23 protein-coding genes and 1 rRNA gene are annotated in these 22,354 nt (G+C 46.6%); 16 read left to right on the forward strand and 8 right to left on the reverse strand.

What is annotated here, in order from left to right; translation table 11 throughout:
• From PT300_01955 to PT300_01995, 9 genes are all read left to right on the forward strand, one after another.
• Positions 1 to 246 carry a colicin E3-like toxin immunity protein gene (locus PT300_01955; GenBank protein MDF7679445.1) on the forward strand — a complete coding sequence of 82 codons (246 nt, stop codon included), beginning with the start codon at positions 1 to 3 and terminating at the stop codon, positions 244 to 246.
• Between the two features lie 7 nt (positions 247 to 253).
• A complete protein-coding gene (locus tag PT300_01960; protein ID MDF7679446.1) occupies positions 254 to 838 on the forward strand; it encodes an S-type pyocin domain-containing protein in 585 nt (194 codons plus the stop codon).
• Positions 835 to 1,302 carry a DUF6392 family protein gene (locus tag PT300_01965; protein MDF7679447.1) on the forward strand — a complete coding sequence of 156 codons (468 nt, stop codon included), beginning with the start codon at positions 835 to 837 and terminating at the stop codon, positions 1,300 to 1,302. Before PT300_01960 ends, PT300_01965 begins: the two co-directional genes overlap by 4 nt.
• 86 nt (positions 1,303 to 1,388) lie before the next feature.
• Complete coding sequence (locus tag PT300_01970) at positions 1,389 to 1,856, forward strand: DUF6392 family protein (GenBank protein MDF7679448.1); 468 nt, start codon at positions 1,389 to 1,391, stop codon at positions 1,854 to 1,856.
• A 73-nt stretch (positions 1,857 to 1,929) separates the two neighbouring features.
• Positions 1,930 to 2,172 carry a bacteriocin immunity protein gene (locus PT300_01975; GenBank protein ID MDF7679449.1) on the forward strand — a complete coding sequence of 81 codons (243 nt, stop codon included), beginning with the start codon at positions 1,930 to 1,932 and terminating at the stop codon, positions 2,170 to 2,172.
• Positions 2,173 to 2,300: 128 nt separating this feature from the next.
• On the forward strand, positions 2,301 to 3,155 hold the full coding sequence (locus PT300_01980) for an S-type pyocin domain-containing protein (GenBank protein ID MDF7679450.1): 855 nt from the start codon (positions 2,301 to 2,303) through the stop codon (positions 3,153 to 3,155).
• 1 nt (position 3,156) lies between these two features.
• Positions 3,157 to 3,417, forward strand: coding sequence for a bacteriocin immunity protein (locus PT300_01985; protein MDF7679451.1), 261 nt, complete (start codon positions 3,157 to 3,159; stop codon positions 3,415 to 3,417).
• Positions 3,418 to 3,540: 123 nt separating this feature from the next.
• Positions 3,541 to 4,410: an S-type pyocin domain-containing protein gene (locus PT300_01990; protein ID MDF7679452.1), complete on the forward strand. Its 870-nt coding sequence runs from the start codon at positions 3,541 to 3,543 to the stop codon at positions 4,408 to 4,410.
• The gene (locus tag PT300_01995) at positions 4,407 to 4,874 is read left to right on the forward strand and encodes a DUF6392 family protein (protein MDF7679453.1); all 468 of its coding nucleotides are present in this window, start codon (positions 4,407 to 4,409) and stop codon (positions 4,872 to 4,874) included. The genes PT300_01990 and PT300_01995 overlap by 4 nt, the downstream gene beginning before the upstream one ends.
• A gap of 212 nt (positions 4,875 to 5,086) precedes the next feature.
• On the opposite strand, the gene typA is transcribed toward PT300_01995, so the two are convergent.
• Positions 5,087 to 6,910: a ribosome-dependent GTPase TypA gene (gene typA, locus PT300_02000; GenBank protein ID MDF7679454.1), complete on the reverse strand. Its 1,824-nt coding sequence runs from the start codon at positions 6,908 to 6,910 to the stop codon at positions 5,087 to 5,089.
• Positions 6,911 to 7,293: 383 nt separating this feature from the next.
• Here typA and glnA point away from each other — a divergent pair, with 383 nt between their 5' ends.
• The 3 genes from glnA (at position 7,294) to glnG (ending at position 11,349) form a co-directional block, all read left to right on the forward strand.
• Entirely contained in the window at positions 7,294 to 8,703 is a 1,410-nt protein-coding gene (gene glnA, locus PT300_02005) for a glutamate--ammonia ligase (GenBank protein MDF7679455.1), read from the forward strand.
• Positions 8,704 to 8,881: 178 nt separating this feature from the next.
• On the forward strand, positions 8,882 to 9,931 hold the full coding sequence (gene glnL, locus PT300_02010) for a nitrogen regulation protein NR(II) (protein ID MDF7679456.1): 1,050 nt from the start codon (positions 8,882 to 8,884) through the stop codon (positions 9,929 to 9,931).
• Between the two features lie 8 nt (positions 9,932 to 9,939).
• The gene (glnG, locus tag PT300_02015) at positions 9,940 to 11,349 is read left to right on the forward strand and encodes a nitrogen regulation protein NR(I) (GenBank protein ID MDF7679457.1); all 1,410 of its coding nucleotides are present in this window, start codon (positions 9,940 to 9,942) and stop codon (positions 11,347 to 11,349) included.
• Positions 11,350 to 11,399: 50 nt separating this feature from the next.
• Here glnG and hemN read toward each other — a convergent pair whose 3' ends face one another.
• Both hemN and yihI read right to left on the reverse strand, forming a co-directional pair.
• Entirely contained in the window at positions 11,400 to 12,773 is a 1,374-nt protein-coding gene (hemN, locus tag PT300_02020) for an oxygen-independent coproporphyrinogen III oxidase (protein ID MDF7679458.1), read from the reverse strand.
• Positions 12,774 to 12,955: 182 nt separating this feature from the next.
• Entirely contained in the window at positions 12,956 to 13,456 is a 501-nt protein-coding gene (gene yihI, locus PT300_02025) for a Der GTPase-activating protein YihI (protein ID MDF7679459.1), read from the reverse strand.
• A 224-nt stretch (positions 13,457 to 13,680) separates the two neighbouring features.
• On the opposite strand from yihI, the gene yihA reads away from it, so the two are divergent.
• Complete coding sequence (gene yihA / locus PT300_02030; GenBank protein ID MDF7679460.1) at positions 13,681 to 14,310, forward strand: ribosome biogenesis GTP-binding protein YihA/YsxC; 630 nt, start codon at positions 13,681 to 13,683, stop codon at positions 14,308 to 14,310.
• Between the two features lie 420 nt (positions 14,311 to 14,730).
• Here the strand turns inward: yihA and polA are convergent, their stop codons facing one another.
• Complete coding sequence (gene polA / locus PT300_02035; GenBank protein ID MDF7679461.1) at positions 14,731 to 17,517, reverse strand: DNA polymerase I; 2,787 nt, start codon at positions 17,515 to 17,517, stop codon at positions 14,731 to 14,733.
• A 394-nt stretch (positions 17,518 to 17,911) separates the two neighbouring features.
• Between polA and PT300_02040 the strand changes: the two genes are divergently transcribed.
• A complete protein-coding gene (locus tag PT300_02040; protein MDF7679462.1) occupies positions 17,912 to 18,820 on the forward strand; it encodes an acyltransferase in 909 nt (302 codons plus the stop codon).
• Positions 18,821 to 18,856: 36 nt separating this feature from the next.
• Here the strand turns inward: PT300_02040 and dsbA are convergent, their stop codons facing one another.
• The 3 genes from dsbA to PT300_02055 all read right to left on the reverse strand — a co-directional run bounded on the left by dsbA (position 18,857) and on the right by PT300_02055 (position 20,961).
• Positions 18,857 to 19,480 (reverse strand): thiol:disulfide interchange protein DsbA, encoded by a 624-nt coding sequence (gene dsbA, locus PT300_02045; GenBank protein ID MDF7679463.1) that lies wholly within the window; start codon positions 19,478 to 19,480, stop codon positions 18,857 to 18,859.
• Positions 19,481 to 19,584: 104 nt separating this feature from the next.
• Entirely contained in the window at positions 19,585 to 20,571 is a 987-nt protein-coding gene (locus PT300_02050) for a serine/threonine protein kinase (protein ID MDF7679464.1), read from the reverse strand.
• A 120-nt stretch (positions 20,572 to 20,691) separates the two neighbouring features.
• A complete protein-coding gene (locus PT300_02055) occupies positions 20,692 to 20,961 on the reverse strand; it encodes a YihD family protein (GenBank protein MDF7679465.1) in 270 nt (89 codons plus the stop codon).
• Between the two features lie 71 nt (positions 20,962 to 21,032).
• On the opposite strand from PT300_02055, the gene mobA reads away from it, so the two are divergent.
• Entirely contained in the window at positions 21,033 to 21,611 is a 579-nt protein-coding gene (gene mobA, locus PT300_02060; protein MDF7679466.1) for a molybdenum cofactor guanylyltransferase MobA, read from the forward strand.
• Positions 21,608 to 22,123, forward strand: coding sequence for a molybdopterin-guanine dinucleotide biosynthesis protein MobB (gene mobB / locus PT300_02065; GenBank protein ID MDF7679467.1), 516 nt, complete (start codon positions 21,608 to 21,610; stop codon positions 22,121 to 22,123). The genes mobA and mobB overlap by 4 nt, the downstream gene beginning before the upstream one ends.
• Before the next feature lie 64 nt (positions 22,124 to 22,187).
• Here mobB and rrf read toward each other — a convergent pair.
• Positions 22,188 to 22,303: ribosomal RNA gene (gene rrf, locus PT300_02070) — 5S ribosomal RNA — on the reverse strand.
• Positions 22,304 to 22,354 lie beyond the last annotated feature (51 nt).

Here is a 22,354-nt window from a genome sequence, read left to right on the forward strand (position 1 = left end):
ATGTCTTATAAAATGAGACTACAGTGGTTTAATAAGCAAACCGCTGAAGGGGAAGGAAAGAAATTTTCAGATGTTTTAGATAATAATGTTTATTTTTTGGATAAAATTGGTCTATCTAACGAGCTTCAGATCTATGATGGTGTATATGATGTAATAGTAGAATGGTTGCCATATATACAACCGTACTTTCAGCATCAACTGGATTTGCAACGATATAATTATCAGCTGGCTTTTCGACCTGTTTGATTGAATTATTGCTCTAACAGGCAACCAGAACCCGGTAAGGATACCCAATCCGGTTGTGGTTGATCCGCTGCCGGAAGCTACCCGTATTGAGGCTACAACCACTCCGGCAGCGGAAGAGAAGCATTTTGCGGATTATATTCTTATTCTGCCATTGCCGAATATTCCGCCGGTTTATATATACCTGAGCAAACCACCTGTTGAGTTTTTGGAGGTTGAGCTTTACAGTGATTTTATTCGGCGCTCAAGGCAGGGAAAATATGAGGCAGATCATATGCCATCGAAAGCAGCAGTTAAGGCATATCTGAAAGCACATTACCCTGATATGACACCTGAAGATATTGAGCTTGCTTCTCAGGATGTTGCTGCAATAGTGATACCTAAAAAGGTACATCAGCAAATCAGCGAAACCTACGGTGGGCGTAACACATCTACACAAATTGAACTGGACTCAAAAAATCTCAGGACTGCTCTTGACTGTAATCTGGATGCCATTAAACCCGCTTTAAAAGAACATGGGGCAACAGAAAGTCAGATAGAAGCTGCAAGGGCGAAAATGCATAAACTAAACAGTGAAATGGGATTATATAAATGACGGTGAATATTGATGCTTTAATAAACTGTTTAGGAAGAACATATCAGGAACTTATTGATAATGAATTGATCACCTACAAAAGCCCTCCTGCAGGCTCATCCGGGGATCCTGACTTAAGTCTTGATATGGCAAAAGAAGGTCTTTTCTTGTCCTTCAAGCGGGATGGTCGGATCTTGCAGGCTATTGTCGTTAAAATCCAGAATGACAAGGCTAAAAACTGGATATTTCCAAATAAATTACCAGAGCCATTACAGAGAAGCATGTCGAGGGAATGGGTTCATGAAAATATAGGTGTGCCATTAAGAAGCAGTCCTCCAAAGGTAGTTATGCGACGAGCTTTTGGCTGGACAGATCTTTATGAAATCCAAAATCGGCCAATACCTACAATGATGCAGATAAGCTATGACACAGCAGATCAAGTCAGGTCTGTGACATTTCTCCCTGCTTCAGACCTCCGCTGGTAGCGTTCGCTCTTCTCATAAAAGCATCGGCACACAAATTCTGGGTGCTGCTTCATTTTTTATCCTTTCTCAGCAATAGGATTATATAAATGACAATAAATATTGAGACATTGATCCGTTGCTTAGGCCAAACGTATCACGAAATGGTTGATCAGGACATTATACCATATAAAACAAAACCTTCTGGAGAATATGGAGATCCTGACCTTAATCTTGATATGGACAAAGAGGGAGTGTTTCTTTCTTTCAAACGAGATGGGATGATCCTTCAGGAAATAACGTTACGAATTCAGCGGGATGGTATAAAAGGGTGGATTTTCCCTAATGATTTACCTACACCACTCAAAGCAGAAATGTCACGACAGTGGATGCATGACACCTTCGGGGAACCAGATAAAGAGGCTCCGCCACGTAAGGTAGCAAACAAATCCTTTGGATGGACTGAACGGTATACTATAGAGGATTTTCATATGCCTATAACAATGCAAGTCAGCTATGATCTGGACGATATGGTAAAAAAAATAACTTTTCTCCCAACTTCAGCCCTTCGTTGGTAGATTCCCTTTTCTTAATGTCGATAATATGGGCTGACTCCGAAACGTCATATTGATATTCACAGAAGCGGATAATATGAAAGAAATTAGTGATTATACAGAGGGTGATTTTTTATATTTTTTCCGTAAGTTATTTGATGTCGGTAGCACTACAGAAGCTGAAGATATCCAAAATATCCTTGAGTTTAAACGGTTGACTGAACATCCTGATGGCTCGGATCTTATTTACTATCCGAGTGAAGATAGTCCCGAAGGCGTTGTTCAGGAAGTCAAAGAATGGTATCAGGCGAATGGTAAACCGGGCTTTAGAGAGTGTTAGAAATGCAGCATTAGTTGCTGAATGTAAAGCCGCAGAAGAAGAACTCAGCAACTGGCTGAAGAACGTGACCGCAATCGGGTATTGCTACCAGCGGCCCCGGTACCCCTATCGCTGCCGTTGTACTGGGAATGATGCCCGGCAGGCTCAATGACGGCGAACAGGACTTTATTGACCGGTTGAGACTGGAGCAGATGCATGAAGCGCCCACACGTGTGCGTTATACATGGGAAGATGACAGCCACGGTAACCCGGTTCCTCATGGCTGGCATACGCCACCGGGTCAGGATATGGTGCGTGTGCGTAAAATGGCGTGGGACAGCAGCCGAAAAGCGTATACGTTCACCACAGAGGAAGAGCCGCATATTACCATCATCTGGACGCCAGACAGTTCAGGTGTCAATGTTCCTTTAAATACAGGTAACCGGAACCCGGTAAGGATACCCAATCCGGTTGTGGTTGATCCGCTGCTGGAAAATACCCGTATTGGAGCTACAACTACCCCGGCAGCGGAAGAGAAGCATTTTGCGGATTATATTCTTATTCTGCCAGTATCGAATATTCCGCCGATTTATGTTTATCTACGAAATAATCCTGGACAGGTTACTGGTAAAGGTCAAAAGGTCAGCGGGATATGGTTGTCGGATGCCAATACCGGTAATGGTTCCCCGATTCCAGGTCAGATAGCAGATAAACTACGAGGCCGAACGTTTGCGAACTTTGACCAGTTCCGCAAGGCATTTTGGTTAGAGGTTTCAGAAGATCCTGAATTATCAGGACAATTTAAACCTCATAACCAGACTAATGTCCGCAATGGTAATTCACCTTTTACACGCGAAGTAGATCGTGCTGGAGGAAGAGAACGCTATGAAATTCATCATATTATTCCAATAAGTAAAGGTGGAGACGTTTATAACGTTGATAATATGGGAGTAACCACTCCGAAGCGTCATATCGAAATTCATTCAATAAGGCAGGGTAGATAATATGAGTGATAAAAAAACATTATCCGACTATTCAGAAAGCGAATTTTTAGATTTAGTTCGTAAAATCTGCAGAGCAGAGGGGCCAACAGAAGAGGACGATAATCGCCGAGTCAGGGAGTTCAGGCGACTTGCTGAACATCCATCAGGCTCCGACCTTATCTTCTACCCAGAGGATGGGAAGGATGACAGCCCCGAAGGTATTGTTCAGGAAGTAAAGCAATGGCGTCAGGTTAATGGTAAACCGGGCTTTAGAGAGTGTTAGAAATGCAGCATTAGTTGCTGAACGTAAGGCCGCAAAAGAAGAAAGAGCAAAACAACTGGCTGAAGAACGTGACCGCAATCAGGTATTGCTGCCAGCGGCTCCGGTGCCTCCATCGCAGCCGTTATGTTGGGAATGATGACCGGCAGGCCGAATGACGGCGAACAGGACTTTATCGATCGGATGCGTCTGGAACAGATGCATGAAGCCCCCACACGTGTGCGTTATACATGGGAACAGGATGCTAAAGGTAACCCGGTTCCTCATGGCTGGCACACCCCACCGGGTCAGGATATGGTGCGTGTACGTAAAATGGCGTGGGACAGTAGCCGAAAGGCATATACGTTCACCACAGAGGAAGAGCCGCGTATCACCATCATCTGGACGCCAGAGAGTTCAGGTGTCAATGTTCCTTTAAATACAGGCAACCGGAACCCGGTAAGGATACCGAATCCGGTTATGGTTGATCCGCTGCCGGAAGATACCCGTATTGAGGCTACAACCACTCCGGCCCCGGAAGAGAAGCATTTTGCGGATTATATTCTTATTCTGCCATTGCCGAATATTCCGCCGGTTTATATATACCTGAGCAAACCACCTGTTGAGTTTTTGGAGGTTGAGCTTTACAGTGATTTTATTCGGCGCTCAAGGCAGGGAAAATATGAGGCAGATCATATGCCATCCAGAGCGGCTGTTGAAGCATATCTGTCTGAACTATATCCCGAACTTGCACCTAAGGATATAAGTAAACTATCTGATGATGTTGCCTCAATTGTGATTCCTAAAAAAGTGCATCAACAGATCAGTGAAACCTACGGTGGGCGTAACACATCTACACAAATTGAACTGGACTCAAAAAATCTCAGAGCTGCCCTTGACCGCAATCTGGATGCCATTAAACCTGCTTTAAAAGAGCATGGGGCAACAGAAAGCCAGATAGAAGCGGCAAGGTTGAAAATGCATAAGCTAAACAGTGAGATGGGGTTGTATAAATGACAGTAAATATTGATGCTTTAATTAATTGTTTAGGGAAAAGCTATCAGGAACTTATTGATTCTGAGTTAATCGTATATAAATCACCTCCGAAAGGAACTTCAGGTTCTCCTGTTCTTAGTTTGGACATGGGACGTGAGGGCGTATTTTTATCCTTCTGGCGTGACGGGAGAATTTTAAAAGCTATAACACTTACTATTCAGGATGATGATATTTCTAATTGGATATTTCCAAACGATCTTCCCGTTCCATTACAAAAAAAAATGACCCGCTCATGGGTTCATGAAAATATAGGTGTGCCATTAAGAAGCAGTCCTCCAAAGGTAGTTATGCGGCGAGCTTTTGGCTGGACAGATCTTTATGAAATCCAAAACCGACCAATACCTACAATGATGCAGATAAACTATGACATAGCAGATCAAGTCAGGTCTGTGACTTTTCTCCTTGCTTCAGACCTTCGCTGGTAGCGTTCGCTCTTCTCATAAAAGCAGCAGCATACAAATCCTGGGTGCTGCTTCATTTCTTATTCCTGATAAAGATCATGATTATCATCCAGCATCGGAAACAAGTGAGATGGGTATTTCAGGCCTTAGACAGGCTAAGAAAAAGAGATAGAGAGCAGCAGAAAAAAACCCCGCCAGTCAGGCGGGGTTCATCGGATAGCGATAAGGAACGAAAATTATTCCTCTTTAGTACCACGATTCGCGCGGCGGCGATCATTTTCTGTCAGATGACGTTTACGGATACGGATAGAAACCGGTGTGACCTCTACCAGTTCATCGTCATCAATAAATTCCAGCGCCTGTTCCAGCGTCATCTTAACCGGCGGAACCAGAACCGTTGCTTCATCCGTACCGGATGCCCGCATATTGGTCAGCTTTTTACCGGTCAGACAGTTGACCGTCAGGTCATTAGAGCGGCTGTGAATGCCGATAATCTGGCCTTCATACACTTCAGCGCCATGGCCGAGGAATAACTTGCCGCGATCCTGCAGGCCAAACAGTGCAAAGGCAACCGCTTTTCCCTGACCGTTAGAAATCAGCACACCATTCTGGCGCTGGCCTATTTCACCTGAACGCACATCGTCATAATGACTGAAAGTGGAATACAGCAGACCTGTACCGGAAGTCATGGTCATAAACTCGGAACGAAAACCAATCAGACCACGGCTTGGGATCACATAGTCAAGACGCACGCGACCTTTGCCATCAGGATGCATATTTTTCAGGTCACCTTTACGCTCGCCCAGCGCCTGCATCACCGATCCCTGATGCTGCTCTTCAACATCCAGCGTGACATTTTCAAAAGGTTCCTGTTTACGGTCATCTATTTCACGGAAGATAACTTTCGGGCGAGAAACCGCCATTTCGAAACCTTCACGGCGCATGTTTTCAATCAGGACAGACAAATGCAGTTCACCGCGTCCGGAGACACGAAACGCATCTGCATCTTCCGTTTCTTCAACACGCAGTGCGACGTTGTGTATCAGCTCTTTTTGCAAACGCTCAAGGATCTGACGGGAAGTGACGTATTTACCCTCTTTGCCACAGAATGGCGAGGTGTTCACACAGAAGAACATGCTGACTGTCGGCTCGTCTACCGTCAGCGCGGGTAACGCTTCCACCTGTTGTGGATCACAAATTGTGTCGGAGATATTCAGATCGCCCAAACCGGTAATCGCAATGATATCGCCAGCTTGCGCGACATCGCTATCGATACGTTCCAGCCCGAGGTGGGTCAGCACTTTACCTACCTTACCATTGCGCGTTTTGCCTTCGCTATCGACAATAGTGACTTGTTGATTGGGCTTAATTTTACCGCGCTTAATGCGACCAATGCCGATAACCCCGACATAGTTATTGTAATCCAGCTGCGAAATCTGCATCTGGAATGGGCCATCGAGATCAACATTGGGTGCTGGGACATAATCAACAATCGCCTGATACAGCGGCGTCATGTCTTCTGCCATATTGTCGTGGTCAAGACCCGCGATACCGTTCAGCGCAGAAGCGTAAACGATCGGGAAATCCAGCTGTTCATCAGTGGCATCAAGATTCACAAACAGGTCGAATACCTGATCAACAACCCAGTCCGGACGTGCGCCAGGACGGTCAACTTTATTGATGACCACAATCGGCTTCAGGCCATGGGCAAACGCTTTTTTGGTCACAAAACGGGTTTGTGGCATCGGGCCATCAAAGGCATCAACCACCAGCAATACCGAGTCAACCATAGACATCACCCGCTCAACTTCACCACCGAAGTCAGCATGCCCAGGGGTATCGACAATATTGATACGATAATCATTCCATTTGATGGCAGTATTTTTCGCGAGGATAGTAATTCCACGCTCTTTCTCCAAATCGTTGGAGTCCATCACACGCTCTTGCGTTTCGGCACGCGCATCAAACGTACCAGATTGTTGTAGCAGCTTATCAACCAGGGTCGTTTTCCCATGGTCAACATGCGCGATGATGGCGATATTACGCAGTTTTTCGATCACAACTTTGCCTCAGGCATTAGAAATAGCGCGCTATTGTACACGTAATAAACGAAGGACTAAACAAGATCGCAAAGAACCGCTGCAAATAAACAGCGCGGAGGTTCTCTGGCGGTCATTATGTACGGATGAGAAAAGCATGCCACAAGCAACTTGCACTGAATAAGTGCCTGACACACCCTCAGATGCACCATTTTAGTGCACACCTTCCCTTCCGGCACAAAAGTTTTGCACTATGATAGTCATATATGGTACGCATGATAGCGCATTTCCGCGATAAATTGAAAGTTGGCACAAATTTCGCTTTAGTTATTGCAGGCGATTATGCCACTTTAAGCAATAAGAATTTTCCACGACAACAAAAAGCAATCAGGGAGAGTTTAAGTATGTCCGCTGAACACGTTTTGACCATGCTAGACGAGCACGATGTAAAATTTGTCGATTTACGTTTTACCGATACCAAAGGTAAAGAACAGCACGTTACGATCCCTGCTCATCAGATCAATGCTGATTTCTTTGAAGAAGGTAAAATGTTCGATGGCTCTTCCATCGGCGGCTGGAAAGGTATCAATGAATCTGACATGGTTCTGATGCCAGATACAACAACCGCAATGCTCGATCCTTTCTATGAAGAACCGACGCTGATTATTCGCTGCGATATTCTGGAACCCGGTACGTTACAAGGTTATGACCGTGATCCTCGCTCTATCGCGAAACGGGCAGAAGAGTATCTGCGTGCTACCGGTTTAGCGGATACCGTTCTGTTCGGGCCTGAACCTGAATTTTTCCTGTTTGACGATATCCGTTTCGGTTCCTCCATCTCCGGTTCTCATGTTGCTATTGATGATATCGAAGGGGCGTGGAACTCAGATACCAAATATGAAGGCGGCAACAAAGGCCACCGACCGGGTGTGAAAGGCGGCTACTTCCCGGTTCCTCCCGTTGACTCTTCTCAGGATATCCGCTCTACCATGTGTATGATTATGGAAGAGATGGGACTGGTGGTAGAGGCGCACCATCACGAAGTGGCTACCGCTGGCCAGAATGAAATCGCGACACGTTTCAATACGATGACCAAAAAAGCGGACGAAATTCAGATCTATAAATATATCGTGCATAACGTTGCTCACCGCTTTGGTAAAACCGCCACCTTTATGCCTAAGCCGATGTTTGGTGATAATGGTTCGGGTATGCACTGCCACATGTCACTCTCAAAGAATGGTGTCAACCTGTTCTCTGGTGATAAATATGCCGGACTCTCTGAGCTGGCACTGTACTATATTGGTGGCGTTATCAAACACGCCAAAGCGATCAATGCGCTATCTAACCCAACGACCAACTCCTATAAACGTCTGGTGCCAGGTTATGAAGCCCCGGTTATGCTGGCTTACTCTGCCCGTAACCGTTCCGCCTCCATCCGTATTCCGGTAGTGACTTCACCAAAAGCCCGCCGTATTGAAGTGCGCTTCCCGGACCCGGCAGCCAACCCTTATCTGTGCTTCGCGGCGCTGCTGATGGCGGGACTGGATGGCATTAAAAATAAAATTCATCCTGGCGATGCTATGGACAAAAACCTTTACGATTTACCGCCAGAAGAGGCGAAAGAGATCCCACAAGTGGCAGGATCGCTGGAAGAAGCCCTGCACGCACTGAATAACGATCGCGAGTTCCTGACCGCCGGTGGTGTATTCACCAATGAGACGATTAATGCTTACATCGCTCTGCGTACTGCAGAAAATGATCGGGTACGTATGACGCCCCATCCGGTCGAGTTTGAGCTGTACTATAGCGTCTGATTTTGTTGTCAATTGCGGATATCACCGCTTGCTGCGTGAAACTCCGGAAGCGTGGAAAATTTCAGCCTGTCTTATCAGATGGGCTTTTTCCACCAGCATGCTAATTCTGTGCATGGTTTTACTCATAAAAAAGCTATAATGCGCCAAATTAGTGCAAATTTATTCTGGAGACTGTCAGATGGCAACAGGCACTCAGCCCGATGCTGGGCAGATCCTTAACGCTTTAATCCATAGCATTTTACTTGTCGATGACGATCTGACCGTACATTATGCCAACCCGGCTGCCCAGCAATTGCTGGCACAAAGCTCGCGCAAACTCTTTGGGACACCGCTTCCGGAGCTATTAAGTTATTTTTCATTAGATATCAAAATGATGCAGGAAAACCTGCGCGCAGGGCAGGGATTTACTGATAATGAAGTCACGCTGGTTATCGACGGTCGCTCTCATATTCTGTCACTGAGCGCACAACGACTGCCAGATAACTATATCCTGCTGGAATTATCACCACTGGATAATCAGCGCCGTCTGAGTCAGGAACAGTTACAACACGCACAGCAAGTGGCTGCACGTGATCTGGTACGCGGCCTGGCACATGAGATAAAAAACCCATTAGGCGGTCTGCGGGGTGCTGCACAGTTATTAAGTAAAGCGCTCCCTGATCCTGCGCTCCTTGATTATACCAGCGTGATCATCGAACAGGCTGATCGCTTGAGAAATCTGGTTGATCGCTTGCTGGGACCTCAGCATCCCGGCGTGCGTATCACTGACAGTATTCATAAAGTGGCTGAGCGGGTTATCAAACTGGTGTCGATGGATCTGGCCGATAACGTCAGACTTATCCGTGACTATGATCCCAGCCTGCCAGAGTTAGCACACGATCCTGAGCAAATCGAACAGGTGTTATTGAATATTGTACGTAATGCTTTACAGGCGCTGGGGCCAGATGGAGGCGAGATTACATTACGGACACGTACAGCTTTCCAGTTAACGCTATGCGGTGTGCGTTATCGGCTGGCTGCACGAATTGATGTGGAGGATAACGGCCCCGGTATTCCCCCGCACTTACAGGATACGCTGTTTTATCCTCTGGTGAGTGGTCATGAAGGCGGCACCGGACTGGGACTTTCCATCGCCCGTAATCTTATTGATCAGCATAACGGTAAAATTGAATTTGCCAGCTGGCCTGGACATACCGAATTTTCGGTATATCTGCCTATTCGGAAATAGAGGTATTTATGCCACGAGGAATAGTCTGGATCGTTGACGACGATAGTGCCATCCGTTGGGTGCTTGAACGGGCACTCACCGGTGCTGGCCTGAGTTGTACCACCTTTGACAACGCGAATAACGTGCTTGATGCGCTCGCCAGCAAGATGCCTGATGTTTTATTGTCCGATATCCGTATGCCGGGCATGGATGGCCTGACATTACTCAAACAAATTAAACTTCATTATCCGATGCTGCCGGTGATTATCATGACTGCCCATTCCGATCTCGATGCCGCCGTCAATGCCTATCAACAAGGGGCTTTTGATTATCTGCCAAAACCGTTTGATATTGATGAGGCGGTCGCGCTGGTAGATCGGGCCATCAGCCATTATCAGGAACAGCAACAACCGCGCAATGTGACAGTTATCAATCCGACCGCAGACATTATCGGGGAAGCACCGGCCATGCAGGACGTGTTCCGTATTATTGGCCGTTTGTCACGTTCTTCTATCAGCGTATTGATTAATGGCGAATCGGGGACGGGTAAAGAACTGGTCGCCCATGCGCTGCATCGCCATAGCCCGCGCGCCAAAGCGCCATTTATTGCGTTGAATATGGCCGCCATTCCCAATGATTTGATTGAGTCTGAACTGTTCGGTCATGAAAAGGGGGCTTTTACCGGCGCAAATGCCGTGCGTCAGGGACGTTTTGAGCAAGCGAATGGCGGCACACTTTTTCTTGATGAAATTGGTGATATGCCGCTGGATGTACAGACACGCTTACTGCGTGTGCTGGCCGATGGCCAGTTTTATCGGGTTGGCGGCTATGCACCGGTGAAAGTCGATGTCCGTATTATTGCCGCCACTCACCAGAATCTTGAGTTACGGGTGCAGGAAGGGGAATTTCGTGAAGATCTTTTTCATCGCCTGAATGTTATTCGTATTCCACTCCCGCCATTGCGCGAACGTCGTGAGGATATACCGCGTCTGGCGCGCCATTTCCTGCAAGTTGCCGCCCGGGATCTGGGAGTGGAAGCCAAAAAACTGCATCCGGAAACTGAACATGCCTTAACGCAGTTAAACTGGCCAGGTAATGTACGGCAGCTGGAAAATACCTGCCGCTGGCTGACCATCATGGCAGCCAGTCAGGAAGTTCTGACTCAGGATCTCCCCGCTGAATTGTTTGCAACCTCAGTGCCGGATGCCGCCGCCCACAGCCCCTCTGATAGCTGGATAACATTGCTGAGGCAATGGGCTGAGCAGGCTTTCCAGTCCGGACAGCAAAATCTGCTTTATCAGGTACAACCGGAGATGGAACGCATATTGCTCACCGCCGCCCTGCACCATACGCAAGGACACAAACAGGAGGCGGCTCGCCTGCTGGGCTGGGGACGGAATACACTGACGCGCAAATTAAAAGAACTGGGTATAGAATAACGATTTCACTCTCCGCCAGACATTGCGGCTGGCGGGGCATTATGCTTGATTCAGATGACGCGGGAAAATTGCTGCATTCGTACCCGCTGACGAAAATAGGTATCGAAGCACATGCAAATATTACGAATCAATAACCGACCTTTTGCTGTCACCTGAATCGATTGATCATTGATATCAACCAGGCCATCTTTTTCCAGCGGCGCGAGCAGCGCTAAATCTTCCGCAAAATAGCGCTGAAAATCTAATTGCCATAGGTTCTCTATCGTGGCGAAATCCAGCGCAAACTGGCAAATAAGCATCTTGATCACATCGCGGCGAATACAGTCATCGCGTGTTAATGCGATACCGCGCCAGAGCGCGTCGCCGGTATTGTCAACCTGTTGATAATACTGCTTCAGTTCTTTCTGGTTCTGGGCGTAACAGTCGCCAATCATGCTGATTGCCGAAACCCCCATTCCCAGTAGATCGGTATCTCCCTGGGTAGTATATCCCTGGAAATTACGATGCAGTTTCCCTTCGCGCTGAGCAATAGCCAGTTCGTCATCAGCATGTGCAAAGTGATCCATGCCGATAAACTGATAATCTGCATCAGTCAGTACATTAATCGTCTCTTGCAGGATATTCAGTTTCTGTTCGGCTACCGGCAGATCAGCATCCTTGATTTTACGTTGTGCCGCAAAGAGTGTAGGTAAATGCGCATAGTTAAAAACACTCAAACGATCCGGGTTGAGTTCGATAACTTTTCGCAGCGTAAACGCAAAACTCTCTGCCGTCTGTTTCGGCAAGCCGTAAATCAAATCAATATTCGTGGAAGTAAAACCGATCTCACGCGCGTGACGGAGTAAAGAAAAGATAAACGCCTCATTCTGCTCACGATTAATCAGTCGCTGCACCTCTTTATTAAAATCCTGTACCCCCATACTCAGGCGATTGAAGCCTTCCGCACGTAAATGATCCAGAACATTCAGCTCAATTTCACGCGGGTCAATCTCAATCGAGATTTCAGCAGCAGGATTAAAATCAAAATGGCGGCGTAACAGCTGCATTAAACGACTTATTTGCGCCTTCGTCAGGTAAGTGGGTGTTCCACCTCCCCAGTGCAGCTGATTGACCTGGCGTCCGCTAAACAGGGGAGCACGATGGATAATTTCCTGTTCCAGAACATCCAGATACTGATCAGCCTTATGTTGATGGCGTGTAACGATTTTATTACAGCCACAGAAATAGCAGAGTTTATGACAAAACGGGATATGGACATACAATGATAACGGCCGTTGCGGGTAGCGAGCGACCGCTTCACTAAATTCAGTGGCACCAAATGCAGAAGAAAACTCCAGTGCGGTAGGATATGAAGTATAACGAGGCCCGGAATAATTATATTTCTGGATCAAAGCCAGATCCCAGTCAACGGACTGTACAGACATGCTCACTCCTTCCGATGATGTCGCCGCCGCCAGCGCAACCATACCCAGGGTTATGAGCCGATTGCGCAGCTATTTCTGATTTCACGCCGCGACAATCATCGTAGTTTAACCAAAAATTACATCAGATAACATATAACCAAAAATGTGATAAGTCAGGCTGAAAAAAAGTCAGGATACCGCGGTTATTTTCCACCCTTCAATAAACGCATCATATCTTCCTGGTAGACCTCTTCTTCTTCCTCATCATCACAGGCAAGACCCAGTTGCTGCATCAGTATATCAATTCGATCGAGTGTGCTATCAACCCAACGCTGCTCTTCTTGATTCAGGATCTCCCCCTCTTCCAGACGATCAAGCAACGCATCAAGCCGTGGATCGTTTTCCAGCAACGCCAGTTCATCCTGCGCTGAAAGCGCCGGTTTCTCACTGACTCTCTGACGTTGCTTCGTGACGGAAGTACGTTCCGTTCCCCCCAGTGGAACAGGTTTTTTACTGCCAATACGCGGATCTTTTTGTGGTTCTGGTTTTTTAGCGTTTGTGTTGGCTCTGCCAGCAGTGGTGCGGCTTCCCGCGATGTTGCCGCGATGTTTCTTCTGGCGTTTACGCGCACGGGATTCCTGATTAATCTCTTCACGTGTCTTGCGATGTTGTTTGCTTCGGGAGGGCGCGGTCGGTTTTTTCATATTATACAGGTCATCTGTCGATTCATTTTCTTGATTATAGAAATTAAGGCGGAATCTAGCAGAAACAGGACAAAGAAAAAAGCAGCAGACTCATTCTGTTTACCTTTTTCTTGCCCCACTTTCTGCGCACGGTCTGTTGTCAGGTACTTATCATGACCAAAGACAGCCTTTTTCTGCTATTCAGGTATAATCCTTTACACTATTTTTTAACGGAGATGACTGTCTTGACTAACTGGAATTATCAGCAAACACATTTTGTCACCAGTGCCCCGGATATTCGCCATCTTCCTGCCGACACCGGCATTGAGATTGCGTTTGCCGGGCGTTCGAACGCTGGCAAGTCCAGCGCCCTGAATACATTAACTAACCAGAAAAACCTGGCACGTACCTCAAAAACGCCGGGACGTACTCAGCTTATCAACCTGTTCGCAGTTGCTGAAGGCAAACGCCTGGTCGACCTGCCAGGTTATGGTTACGCTCAGGTGCCGGAAGAGATGAAGATCAAATGGCAGCGGGCACTGGGCGAATATCTGGAAAAACGCCAGTGTCTGAAAGGGCTGGTGGTGCTGATGGATATTCGTCATCCGCTCAAAGATCTTGACCAGCAAATGATCGAATGGGCGGTAGACAGTGATATTCCGGTGCAGATACTTCTGACTAAAGTGGATAAGCTATCCAGTGGGGCGGCCAAAGCGCAGGTGAAAAAAGTACGCGAGGCTATACTCGCCTTTAATGGTGATGTGCAGGTTGCCGCTTTCTCTTCGTTGAAGAAAACCGGTATCGATACACTGCGACAGAAACTCGATAGCTGGTTTAATGATGTCCCTGCTCAGAATGACACAAAGCCATCGTGATCAGCACAATAGCAGACGTTATCCCGATCACCGTAGCACACAGAATATTTTATTTGACACCATAAAAAAAACGCCCCGATCATAATGACCGGGGCGGCTAAAACATTCAGCCAAATCCGATTACGTGAAGTAAAAGATCTGAAAGATAGAACATCTTACCTCTGTACCCTACAAAACCCACTCTACTCTTCTTTCGCTTACAAATAAAGCACATTTTATTGCTCTATTTCATCCTTTAGATAAAAAATAACGATTTCAGTCACAATATAAGATAATTTATGTTGCTTAATTGCATAAAATTTACCTATCTGGCGCCGCCAGTCTGGACACAGACAGCCCAGAGAAACCGCAGTCTGGGCGGCTTACTGGCATGGTCCAGGCACAAAATGACACGTCAAACACTCCTTATGGAACAGTGGATTAATGTGCCTGATCCCAGTTGTCTCCACTACCCACTTCCACTAACAGTGGAACTGACAGTTGCGTGCTGTTTTCCATCAGCTGATGGAGTTTTTCCGTCACGATAGCAAGATCGTCTTTGTGTACTTCAAACACCAGCTCATCATGCACCTGCATAATCATTCGTACTCGTGGTTTCTCCACCTGCAACCACATGTCGACAGCAATCATTGCGCGCTTAATAATATCTGCCGCCGTACCCTGCATCGGGGCATTGATCGCTGCACGTTCTGCTCCAGCACGCCTGACCCCGTTACTGGATTTGATATCTGGCAGATAAAGGCGGCGACCATCCAGCGTCTCTACATAACCCTGTTCTTTCGCCTGGGCACGGGTACGTTCCATATAATCCAGCACCCCAGGATAGCGTTCAAAATAGCGATCCATATATTGCTGGGCTTCTTTACGCGGTATATTGAGCTGCCTGGCGAGACCAAACGCACTCATACCATAAATTAATCCGAAATTGATCGCTTTGGCACTTCGTCGCTGCTCATTGCTGACGCTATCAAGTGCTACACCAAATACTTCTGCCGCCGTTGCACGGTGGATATCCTGACCTTCAGCAAAAGCGGCCAGCAACCCTTTATCATGTGACAGATGCGCCATAATACGCAACTCAATTTGTGAGTAGTCAGCAGAAACAATCAGATAATCTGGTGGGGCAATAAATGCCTGGCGAATACGACGTCCTTCATCATTACGCACCGGAATATTTTGCAGGTTGGGATCGGTCGAAGAGAGACGCCCTGTCGCAGTGACGGCCTGATGATAAGATGTATGCACACGACCGGTTTTATCGTTAATCATCAAGGGCAATTTATCGGTATAGGTTGATTTCAGTTTCGCCAGGCCGCGATATTCCAGAATCACTTTCGGCAACGGATGCTCAAGCGCCAGCTCTTCCAGCACCTCTTCCGAAGTAGAAGGCGCCCCCCCTGGGGTTTTCTTCAGGGGCTTAATGCCTTGCTTCTCAAACAGAATCGTCTGTAACTGTTTCGGGGAGGAAAGATTAAACTCCTCACCCGCAAGCTGCCAGGCTTGCTGCTCAAGCTCAAGCAAACGCTGGGTTATCTCCTGAGAATGCGCATGCAATACCGCAGGATCAATTTTGACACCATTGCGCTCAATGCGGGAGAGTACCGGTACCAGCGGCATCTCAATATGGGCAAAAATATTCCGTTGCCCACTATGGCGTTGTAATTCTGGCCACATCTTCAGATGTAACTGCAGGGTGACATCAGCATCTTCGGCTGCGTAACGACCCGCTTCTTCCAGTGCAATCTGATTAAAAGTAAGCTGGTTTTTACCTTTGCCAGCAATCTCGGCAAAGGTAATGGTTTTATGTTGTAGCCAGCGTTCAGCAAGGCTATCCATATCATGTCGCCCTGCTACGCTATTTAACGTGTAGGATTCAAGCATCGTATCAAAAGCGATGCCCCGAAGTTCAATCCCGTAATTCGCCAGGATCCCGCGATCATATTTCAGGTTCTGCCCCACCTTCAGCCGGTTTTCATCTTCCAGCAACGGCCTTAATAATGCCAGTACACGTTCACGCGGGATCTGATCCGGTGCATCAAGATAGTCATGGGCAACCGGAACATAGGCCGCTATTCCTGGCTCAATCGCAAATGACAATCCCACCAGATTGGCAGAGACATTATCCAGGCTATCTGTTTCGGTATCAAAAGCAAACAGGGGTGCCTCTTTTAGCCGTGTTATCCATTCTACTAAGGTATTCTCATCCAGGATCGTGACATAGTTTTTTGCCGATAATCTGGCTGTCACCTCATTGACACGGTTTTCATCCAGGGCAGGCGCCCCCTGTTCTGCCGCAACCGAGCGACGCTTTGCCTGCAACCACTTGCCGGACTCAACATCAGCCATCCAGCGTTTAAAATCATAGTGACGAAACAGTGCCAGTAATTCATCAGTCACTGGCTGTTGTACGGTCAAATCTTCGCAATGTAACGCCAGTTGGACATCGGTTTTAATCGTCGCGAGCTGATATGAGAGGCGAGCGACTTCTTCATTTTGTGCCAGTTTCGCCGCCATTGTTTTAGCGCCACGGAAACTCAAACCGGCAATTTTCTCTGGTTCCGCATATAAAGTATCCAACCCACCCAGCCCTTGTAATAACGCTTGCGCCGTCTTTTCGCCAATACCAGGAACACCGGGAATGTTATCGGAGCTATCTCCCATCAAAGCAAGGAAATCGATGATCAATTCAGGCGGTACACCATACTTAGCCACAACTTCATCCGGGCCCAAAATAGCGTTAGTCATGGTATTAATCAGCGTGATACTCGGTGTGACAAGCTGAGCCATGTCTTTATCACCGGTGCTAATAAGCACCGGATGTCCCGCTTTTTCCGCTTCATACGCCAGGGTTCCGATCACATCATCTGCTTCCACTTCAGGCACGACCATCAACGGTAACCCCATTGCTTTCACCATCGCATGTAGCGGTGAAATCTGCGCCTGTAAATCATCGGGCATCGGGGGTCGATGAGATTTATAGCGATCAAACAGTTCATCACGAAACGTCTTTCCTTTAGCATCAAAAACCACCGCAGCATGTGTGGGTTGATATTGCAGGATCAGGCTACGCAGCATATTTATCACGCCATACATCGCACCGGTCGGCTCACCGCTACTGTTAGTCAAGGGAGGGAAAGCATGATATGCCCGATAGAGATAAGAGGATCCATCAACAAGAATAAGAGGATTTTCCGGGATCTGAACCATAATTTTTGTACCTGTTTATCAGCTATAGGTAAAGTCTGCCACAGACAACCTTAAAATCCTGGTTTTTTTCCACAGATCAACAAAAATACCTACAGAAGCAGACCATTACCTGGCGTAATAGTTGTGGATAAATCTGTGCATAGTTTCACAGCATTTGTTATATCAGCTGAAAAAAAATGATGGAAAAAATAATTATCATTTATTTATCATATAGTTAAAAACAATCAGTACCTTCCAGTTTCATACATATCATGCTGTGTCCTGTGTGGATATAAGATTTGACATTTTTTCTATTCTGGTCAGTCCCATCATTTGCGATATTTTCTGGTAGAATCCGTTTTTTATACGACGACACTGTGTACTCTATCGGTCTGACTTTCTGAATAAACTAACTATGTCAAGATTACTCGCTGCGATAACACTTCCGCTGAGTATCGCTCTTACTATCTTAGTGACTATTATCTGTTCCGTACCGATAATTATCGCCGGGATGGTTAAGCTTCTTATCCCCGTTCCGGTAGTATGGCGTGCCATATCAGGTTTTTGTAATCTGATGATGTATTGCTGGTGTGAACTGTTAGCACAGCTACTGTATCTTAATCCTAAGCTGAAGTGGGATATACAGGGGCTTGAAGGGTTAAACAAGAAAAACTGGTATCTGCTTATTAGTAACCACCGTAGCTGGGCGGATATCGTCGTGCTTTGTGTGCTATTCCGTAAGCGTATCCCAATGAATAAGTATTTTCTCAAACAACAACTTGCCTGGATACCTTTCATCGGGCTGGCTTGCTGGGCACTGGACATGCCTTTTATGCGCCGTTACTCACATAGCTACCTCATTCGCCATCCGGAATATCGCGGTAAAGACGTTGAAACCACGCGCCGCTCTTGCGAAAAATTCCGTTTACACCCCACCACGATCGTCAATTTTGTTGAAGGCTCGCGTTTTACCACGGAAAAAAAGCATCAGACTCGTTCGCTTTATCATAATTTATTGCCGCCTAAAGCGGCCGGTATTGCGATGGCATTGAATGTTCTGGGCACGCAGTTCGATAAGTTGCTCAACGTGACCTTGTGCTATCCTGATAATCATCAGAATCCATTTTATGACATGCTGTGTGGCAAACTCACACACATTGTTGTCCGCGTTAATCTGTTACCTATCGCAGAAAATCTGCACGGTGATTATGTGAATGACAAAGCATTTAAACGTCGTTTTCAACGCTGGTTAAATGAGCTATGGGAAGAGAAAGATCATCAGTTAACAGAGATTATGCAACAACAAAAGAAACAGCATCATTAATACAAAAAATACGCCGGTTATTACCGGCGTTATTCTTTACTTCTTGTCAATAAGTTGTCTAACGGTATCAGCATACTGAAGAACGAAGGTATCCATATCACTGGTATCCATTCCCTGTGGCCTCAGTTGATATTTACCATCAACGAACATTGCTGGCACACCTTCTATCCGAAAATCATCCACCGCTTTTTCCTGCTGGGCGGCCAGAGATTTCACCATAAAGCTATTCCAGGCCGCATCATAGTCTTCTCCGCTGACGCCAGCATCAACGAATACTTTACGAATATCAGCCACTGTGCGTACCGTCTGTGTCTTCTGCACAGCCTCAAACATCGGTATGGTCACCTGGTCTTCAACACCCAGCGCCATCGCAATTGCCCATGCATAAGATAATTGTTTACTCAAAGGCCCCGGCAATTCAACGTGATATTTGGTCAATTTGACCCCTTCGGGTAATTTTTTCTTCACCTGATCAGCAACATGTAATACGACCTCAAACTGATAACAGTGTCCACAATAAAATGAAAAAAACTCAACAACTTGCGGTCCTCCTGCCACCGGGTTTTTTAGCGTAACATATTGCTTGCCTTCAGTAATTTGCATTGCCGATGCACTAAAAGATAAAACGATACCTGCCAGTACCAGCCAAAATTTCTTCATTTTTTACTCTCTCATAGAATAGTTGAATTAAGAGCCTGCCCACCAGGCGTTAGAGGATTTCGAACACTCCCAGAGCCAAAATAGCAAGTAAGATAGGGTAAACTCTAATACACAGGCATTAGCCGTAAAGGAGGCTCTTGTAACACCTTTATCTGCTCAAGAAAAGTGGTTATCTGCCTGCGCCAGTAATCTTCTTCAGTTAACCACGGAAAATTAACTGGAAAAGCAGGGTCTTCCCAGCGTTTCAGTAACCATGACAAATAATAAACTAAGCGCATGGCGCGTAAAGGTTCAATAAGTGCAATCTCATCAAGATTAAATGGCGTAAACTCTTCATAAGCTTCGATGATCATCTCCAGTTGTATCCGTTGCTCTGCCTTATCGCCATTTAATAGCATCCACAGGTCCTGGATAGCCGGACCATGACGGGCATCGTCTAAATCGACAAAAAAAGGGCCATCGCGCCAGAGAATATTGCCTGCATGGCAATCACCATGCAAACGCAAAGTATCGGTGTTCTCTTGCCATCGCGCCATCACAGCAACGATCAGTTGATCGACGACATGCAGAAAATCGGCTTTCAGACTTGCAGGTATTAGCGTTGAATATTCAAAAATATCACGCGGTATGAGCAAATACTCATTGACGCTAATATCCGGGCGTGCCATAAAACGCTGCTTTCGCCCGATATGATGTAAACGCCCAAGATAACCACCCACCGATGCCATTTGATCAAGATTATCAGGCTCAAAGGGGCGTCCACCAAAGCTCGGAAAAACAGCAAAACAGAATCCCTGATATTGATGAAGTGTATTGTTATTAAAAAATAACGGTGCAACAACCGGCACTCCCCCCTGCTTAAGCTGGAGCGTAAATGAGTGCTCTTCGCTGATCTGTTCCATAGACCAACGTTCAGGGCGATAAAATTTCACGACATAACGATGGCGATCTTCATCCTGAAACTGATAAACGCGATTCTCATAGCTATTAAGTGCCGTCAGTCCTGAATCGACACGAATACCTAAATCAAATAATCCATTGATGATGATATCTGGATTAAGTGTATGAAAACTAAAAGTGTTATCGTGCATTCTGATATCTGATAATTTAGAGGCAGTTCAGTATTAGGTAATAACTTCAGGCACCATTCGGGGTCAAATGACGAAAAATAAATCATCATGACCCCGAACCGGGCTCGTACAGACAGCTTTCTACTCTTTAATTATCCCACGCGCGCGCAATAACGCTGTTTTGAAATCTTCTTCATAATCTTTCTGGATCCCAGGAATAACGGCCTCTTTTGCCGAATCACGCATTTTAAGATGATAAATCAGTATATCATCCGAAAGATCAGCAAGTTCACCGCTATAGCCCGCTTCTTTTGCCAGTTTCTGTAGAAACTGTAGTAAATTCAATTCAGGCTCTTTCTGCCAGGCAGGTTGCAGCAGTTCGATAACTTCATTCAAACGTTTACATTTCATAGTGATATTCCTTACTCTTAATAGAGACACGTTAACAGGGTCAATCTCACAATGAAAGAGGCAATATTAATATGCATGAGATTATAACCGGCGTGGTGTTAGCGGGTGGCCAGGCCACACGGATGGGCGGGGTAGATAAAGGATTGCAATTGCTGAATGGCCAGCCACTCTGGCGCTATGTTGCCGCAGCATTATCTCCCCAGGTCACCCGCCTGGCGATCAGCGCTAACCGTAATCTCAATCAATGGTATGCCAGCGGGTATCCGGTGTATACCGATACACTTACCGGTTTTCCGGGACCACTGGCTGGTATGCTATCCGTTATGCAACAGACATCGGGTGAATGGTTTCTGTTTTGTCCATGCGATACACCATTTATTCCCACCTTCCTGGCGGAACGATTCGCGCAGCAAAGAAAAAATGCTCCTGTCGTCTGGGCTTACGACGGCACACGCGATCACCCGGCGATTGCCCTGATGCATCGGCGATTAATTCCTGATCTGACTGACTACCTTGCCGCAGGCGAGCGAAGAGTGATGAATTTTATGCGTAACTGTGGTGGACATCATATTGACTTCAGTGATGCTCAGTCCGCATTTATTAACGTGAATACGCTTGATGAGTTACATAATATGCAGGTGGAATCATGATCCCGATTCTCGCGATTTCAGGCTGGAGTGGTACGGGTAAAACCACATTATTAAAAAAGCTGATCCCGTTGTTATGCAAAGCCGGTCTGCGCCCGGGTTTGATCAAACATACTCATCATCAGATGGATATTGATAAACCGGGTAAAGATAGCTATGAATTGCGTAAGGCTGGCGCAAAGCAGACCATTGTTGCCAGCTCACAACGCTGGGCACTAATGACAGAAACACCCGATGAAGAGCCGCCAGATTTAGCCTGGCTGGTTAGTCGCATGGATACATCAAAACTGGATTTAGTGCTGGTCGAGGGATTTAAACATGAAGCGGTGGCAAAGATCCTTCTTTTTCGCCAGAACTGCGGACACGATATTGACGCCCTGTTACCGGATGAAAATGTCATTGCGATAGCCTGCGACATTCCCCTTGCAACGCCACTTCCCCACTTAGATTTAAATGATATTCCACAGATTGCCGCGTTTATTCAGCACTGGCTGGCAGGGAATAAATCCTCATAATCCCCTGTAAGACACATACAAAAAGGACCCGGTCTTCCGACCGGGTCCTTTCCGCTGTTTTAAAGCCTGGCAGCTCCCTGCTCTCGCATGGGGAGTCCCCACACTACCATCGGCGCTTCGGCGTTTCACTTCTGAGTTCGGCATGGGGTCAGGTGGGACCACCGCGCTGTCACCGCCAGGCTGATTCTTTCTAATCATTCCTCGCTCTTCTTCCGGACCTCGCTGAAAATC

It is taken from the genome of Enterobacteriaceae bacterium ESL0689 (assembly GCA_029433525.1).
In the GTDB taxonomy this organism is placed as follows: domain Bacteria; phylum Pseudomonadota; class Gammaproteobacteria; order Enterobacterales; family Enterobacteriaceae; genus JAQTIF01.